The following is a 2113-nucleotide window of genomic DNA, read 5'->3' on the forward strand; positions in this document are numbered from 1 at the left end:
CCAGGAAACCTGTCCTACGGCTCGCTGGACTTCTTTGAGCATCTGGTCCAGGTCCCCGTTCTCGATGTTCGCGAAGCCGGCGGCGTTCTTGCCGATGTTGATGGTGCGGAATTCGCCGGCCCAGTCGTAGATGTCCTGGAAGAGGTGGCCCTGGATAGCCCGGAGGTGATCCGCGCCGTAGGTGTGGTCCACCTCCGCCTGGCCGGAGAGCAGTTCGCGTTCGCGAATGGCAGTGTAGCCGTATTCGATGGAGCGGAGTGCAAGGGGGTCTCGCTCCCCCAGTTTGTTCTTGAGGGTCCCGTAGCCGGCTTCGTTGATGGTCTCCGGGTAGAAGTAGGAATCCCAGGCCTCAGTCCGCTCCATGGGCTAGGCCTCGTCTGCCGGCCGCTGCGTCGCTTCTCGTTCCTGGGCGCGGTTCCTGATGCGTTGCCGGTATTCCTCGGCGGTGATTGTTCCGCGGGTCTGCGCGGCGAGGTCGGCCACATCTTCCCGGTCTGGCTGCCATCCGTCGTGCCAGCTCGCGGCAAAAGACTGGCGGATAGCGTTCCGGTCGATGTCGCTCATGTCAGTGAACAGTTCCGGCCACATGGCAACGACGTCAATCCCGGGAGCTGGCTCTTCCGGGCCGGTCTGGTTGGGGCGCCCGGCGGCCATGCGCGACATGACCTCTTCAAAGCTCTCCATGACATTCCTTTCACACAGGGTTGCTAGGGCTGGATGCTCACCCTAGCCGGATAGGTGAGGCCGGCAGCCCGGAGAACATTGGCAGGTTTGCCCAGGTTCCCGTCCGTGGCCTGGCCTGTCATAGGCAGCGGGGTGGTCTTCTCCGCGTAGCTGTGCAGGTCTTCCAAGGCTGGATTGGGTTCACCAGAGCCCGAAGCAGTGACTTCGAGAGACACTGCCAGGCCGCGGGTGTTGAGTGCGTGGTGTGCTGATTCGGCATAGGCGTGGCGGTAAGAGTCCAGGTCCTGCTGCCATAGCTCATCGATGAGTTCACGGGTTTCAACTACGTTGTTGAGTTTCGCTGCGGCCGGGTTGCCGGCTTGCTCTGCTCTGGTGGTGACGGCCAGGAGGATGTCCTGGGCCTGCTGCTGGATGAGGTTGCGCTCTGTGGTGTCTGCTTCGGTCAGCTGGGCCGCTTCGGCGCGGAGCGCATCCAATCGGTTTTTTCCTGCTGCGTGGCTGTGTCATCACCACTGCAGCACCAAAACTGCTGCCTGGTGCCTTCAACCGACCCACCAAAGCCGGGATTCAGCTCGCGCAGGCCTCGTTGCCGAAGGTCTCATCTACACCCCGGAACATGGGCTGGTGGCCTTCACTTTCCCCGGAATGGCCGAGTTTATCCTCCGCCAGCCCGACACAAACAAGCAGGTCGTAATCCCATGCGGCGTCCGCATCAGTTTGATCTCAACCGGAGATGTACACAGTCGCTGGACTAACCACATGTGATCCATAGTGGCAAGACACTTCGATTTACCGTCCAAAGCGGATTTCCACTGCCTCGACGCGCCGTCGCGTATCCCCCAACCATCAAGAACAGATCCCTGCGGCAAATGTCGCAGGGATCTGTTCTTGAGAAGAGTAACCACGTCAGTGGCAGTCCATGAAGTGATGTATTTATTCGTCAGAATTGTGTTGGGACTTACTCGAGCGGGAACGCCGCGCCATGTAGGTAATACCCCACGCCACTAGTGAGATTACAATAATTACTACAATGGCGCCTGAAATTGCTCCTGCTGTCACAATACGTTCACTTCCTTGTCTTGAATCAGTTGTTGTTTGTCCAAATATCGTGACCGTTACCAACGGTTACTTCCATCCAAGCAACCCAGCCGACAGGGAATCCCTTCCATGCAACATTGAGGTCAGCAGAATACCGCACCTTCTGCTGTGTGAACCGTTCGAGCCGGTGGCCCCCCAGTGCCCCGCCTACAATCCAGTGGTTGGCCCCGTAGTAGTTAGTGATTCGACCGAGTCCACCAGAATAGGTATCTCGGTCAAGGTGGAAGCCCATGCCGATGATCCCCTTGTTTACCTCACCGTAGCAGTTCCTATAACTGGCGTGATAGGAACTGGAGCTCGTGAGCTGGCAGCCAGAGATACCCATTGGAGC

General features: G+C 58.7%; 3 protein-coding genes and 1 pseudogene. 1 reads left to right on the top strand and 3 read right to left on the bottom strand.

The features are described 5' to 3' along the window. The 3 genes and pseudogenes from FYJ28_RS17030 to FYJ28_RS17040 form a co-directional block, all read right to left on the bottom strand. A pseudogene (locus FYJ28_RS17030) lies at positions 1–363 on the bottom strand (Fic/DOC family protein); the annotation flags it as partial. Positions 364–366: 3 nt separating this feature from the next. Beyond that, positions 367–684, bottom strand: a complete 318-nt coding sequence (locus tag FYJ28_RS17035) for a hypothetical protein (RefSeq protein WP_229780547.1) — start codon at positions 682–684, stop codon at positions 367–369. A 23-nt stretch (positions 685–707) separates the two neighbouring features. Then, positions 708–1160 (bottom strand): hypothetical protein, encoded by a 453-nt coding sequence (locus tag FYJ28_RS17040; protein ID WP_154580187.1) that lies wholly within the window; start codon positions 1158–1160, stop codon positions 708–710. A 554-nt stretch (positions 1161–1714) separates the two neighbouring features. Between FYJ28_RS17040 and FYJ28_RS17485 the strand changes: the two genes are divergently transcribed. Continuing rightward, positions 1715–2113, top strand: a 399-nt coding sequence (locus FYJ28_RS17485) for a hypothetical protein (protein ID WP_229780548.1), incomplete at its 3' end; no start/stop codon positions are given.

Source organism: Arthrobacter sp. BL-252-APC-1A, assembly GCF_009696625.1.
GTDB lineage: Bacteria > Actinomycetota > Actinomycetes > Actinomycetales > Micrococcaceae > Arthrobacter_B.

Excerpts from the sequence above, each read along its gene's own strand:
- FYJ28_RS17035 (WP_229780547.1), bottom strand. The coding sequence starts at position 684 with ATGGAGAGCTTTGAAGAGGTCATGTCGCGCATGGCCGCCGGGCGCCCC.